2 protein-coding genes are annotated in these 3,243 nt (G+C 58.2%); both read right to left on the bottom strand.

The window, feature by feature from the left end:
• Nucleotides 1–217: 217 nt before the first annotated feature.
• Nucleotides 218–1,246 carry an SMP-30/gluconolactonase/LRE family protein gene (locus ACF8AM_RS22585; RefSeq protein WP_392557827.1) on the bottom strand — a complete coding sequence of 343 codons (1,029 nt, stop codon included), beginning with the start codon at nt 1,244–1,246 and terminating at the stop codon, nt 218–220.
• A 134-nt stretch (nt 1,247–1,380) separates the two neighbouring features.
• Nucleotides 1,381–3,243: hypothetical protein (locus ACF8AM_RS22580; protein WP_392557826.1), on the bottom strand; the 1,863-nt coding region annotated here is incomplete at its 5' end.

Below are 3,243 nucleotides of genomic sequence, written 5' to 3'. Positions count from 1 at the left end.
TGCTCTTCCGATCTAGAAAGATTTGGACCGTGTAGTAACGCGCATACTCCGGTTCGTTGCGATGGCATGCGGTCCCTCGCTGACGCGTCGGGTTATGAAAAACCAATGCCTCACGCAAAAGCACAACTTCAATACTCACGCGTCGGGTTTGGATTGAATCAGCAGGCCTCTTGGCTAAGGGCAAGGGCTTGGACGGTGGTTGGCACCTCGTACCTGTTCAGTTCCCAATTTGGATTCGGCAGAGCTTGTCGTCGGCGGTCATGTACAACCACCTCTCGTCTTCGTCGAAGGTGCAGTTGCTGGTCCGCCCACCCGTGATGATTCGGCCGAGCAATTTGCCATCCGGGCTCATCACATAGATTCCGCCGGGACCGCTGGCGAACAAGGTCCCATCGCTATGAATGGCCATGCCATCGGGAAGTCCGGGGAACTCCTTCATCGCGTCGCTGGCGTTTCCGAGCACGCGTCGCTCGCCGAGTGTGCCATTGGACTTCAGCGGGTAGGCCATCCAGATCGGTTCTTGAGGATCGCTTTGCGCGACGTACAACGTCTTTTCATCAGGTGACAGTCCGATGCCATTAGGACGCGCAATCGAATCGGTCAGCAACGTCACTTCACCGGACGTCGAGACGCGGTACACGCCACAGAAATCCAATTCGCGTCGTTTGTCTTCCGCACGCTCCGGCAATCCGTACGGTGGGTCGGTGAAGTACAAATTGCCGGCTTGGTCGAACACCAGATCGTTGGGGCTGTTCAGCCGTTTGCCTTGGTAGTTATCAACGATCGTTTGTTTGCCACCATCGGTCGTCAGCACGGACACGCGTCGGTCACCATGTTCGCACATGACCAAGCGGCCTTTCGCGTCCAGCATCAATCCATTGCTACCCGGTTCCAAACCGTAGTACGTGTTGCCGGTGTAGCCGCTGGGTTCCAGGAACAGTTCCACGCCGCGATCCGCACTCCACTGATAGATCGTGTTGCGAGGGATGTCGCTGAAGAGCAACGAGCCTGTTTGACGGTCTTCTTTGGCGGGAACCCAAACCGGCCCTTCCGTCCAAGTGAACCCGGCGGCCAGGACTTCGATCCTGGCATCTTTTGCGAGAAAACGGTCCAGCGATTCATCGAGTCGTTCGACTCGGCCAACGGTCGAGGGCGTTTGTGCGACCGCGGAAGAATGGATTCCGAAGCAGCCGATCAGGGAGGCGAGCACGGTGGTCCGCGCAAAGACAGTTGGAAAGAACATCATGGTGGGAATCTCGATGGGGAAAGGCGAGAAGAACGGGAGGGGCCACGCATCTTATCCACCGCGCGATCACGACACAAATTTTTGCTGCCTGGGCAGCATGCCCGTCCCAAAGCCGCGGAGCGGTTTGGGGGGCGTCAATCCTCTGCCGAGTAACGAATGTCACCACGACGCAAACGCGCCTGCCATTTCTTGATGTCGCTGTTTCGGCGAGCCATGTTTTCTTGATCGGGGCGATACCCCAACGTGTCGCCCACGATGTCTCGCAAGTTTTCAATCGCGAGCACTCGCACCGACATGGAACTGGAATTCAGGTACTCCACCAACTTCGCATCCGCTCCGGATTCGAGTTGGTCATTGTTGTATCCCACCAGCAATTCAAACAACGTTTCCCCGTCCGCTTTCTCGGCCTGCTGGATCGCTTCGTCGATGGCTTTGGCGGCGGTGGCATCCGACGCCATGTGTTGGCGGAGTTGTTGGAAGTGCTCGGTGAAGTACAGGCGATGGCGGGGCGTGCTGAGGATTCCCGATGCTCCGAAGTAAACGTCCGCTCGCCCGATCATCAGCAACGTTTGAGCAGCCAAGGCGGAGACTTCGACACGCCGAAACGCCATCGCTTCACGCAGTTCTTTTTCCAATTGCTTGTCGTCGAACGAATCATCGCGACTGACGAAATCAAGCAGACCTTCTCGGGCGGACGTCACCAACAAGTCCGCTTTTTCCGGCGGATCAATCCAGTTGGGCAATCGCTGGACATCGCTGACTTCCGCTTCCGAGTTGCCGCGTCCCTGCCATTGTTGGTTGGGTTCGAGGGTCACAACATCGGAGTCTTCTGCAGCATCGTCATCGACCGATTCTTTCAATTGCACGGTTCCTTGAACGGCGATGACGCGGTACAGCGGCATGCGGTTGGCTGGCACTCGTGGGTCCATTCCGAGTGGACGCAGGTGTCTCATCTCGATCGCCAGCACGGTTTGGGATTCCGGCATGTTGATCTCGATTGTCCGCGGGCCCAATTGCCAAACCGCGGTCACGTCGTTCTGCGTCGATGCCAACAACAACCGTCCGTCATGCAGGCGCGTGATCGTTTTCGATGTTGGCAATGCATCGGCGACTGGCGACGTGGCGTCGTCACCGGACTCGTCGGTGACGGTTGGCGGATCCGCCGCGGCAGGTTGTGTGAGTGAAATCGTCAACGAGGTGGGGCCGGCCAATGTCCATTCGATTCCATGATCCCCCGCCAAAATGGGACGGTACAACGAAGGAGCCAATACGGTTTGCTCCGCACCGACAAATCTCAATCGATTGTCAGCGGCGGTTTCCGGATTGGCGTCGGCGTTTTCTTCATCCGACTTCGGTTTCGCTGGCCACAAACGGCGCCAGCCTGCTGCCTGAGCCGAGTCGGTTTCATCCGCGGCCGAGTTTGCCTGGGTGTTTTGGACCAACACCAACGATTGATCATTGACCAAATGTGCCACCTCCGTGCCATCGGCGACATTGGACTCGGACGCTTCGGGAGACGCTTCTTCGGGTGGCAACGGCGGAGCGACCTCGGCCACCTCAACCATGTCTTCGGGGGATTCAACGGTGTCGGTGATCGGTGTGGAGTCCGAGTCGGCCGGGGTGGTCTCTGGCACCGTCGGTTCGGCCGGCGACTCAGCGTCGGTCATAGCGGAATCGGTATCGGAGGGGTTGGCTTCGGGCGATTGCTCGGTTGCATTGGGGACGCTATCTGGTGAGTCGCTATCTTCCGAGGCGTTGTCTTCTGAAACGTTCTCATTTGGGGCCGTGGCGTCGGCCGGGGCAGTTGGCGCGACCGCTGGTGAACCGGGGACTGACGGCGCGGGTCCCGGTTGCGTTGCTTCGGGGATTGGATCCAGGGTGCTCGTGGTATCGTCGTTCAGATTGTTTAGGTCCGCGATGCGCTGCTCGATCAGCCGCGCGAATATTTTTCCGAGTGCAAATATCAGCACAGCGACCAAAGCCAACGAAAACAACCA

The organism is Rhodopirellula sp. JB055, assembly GCF_043100905.1.
In the GTDB taxonomy this organism is placed as follows: domain Bacteria; phylum Planctomycetota; class Planctomycetia; order Pirellulales; family Pirellulaceae; genus Rhodopirellula.
This window is presented reverse-complemented; position numbering and strand designations above follow the sequence as displayed.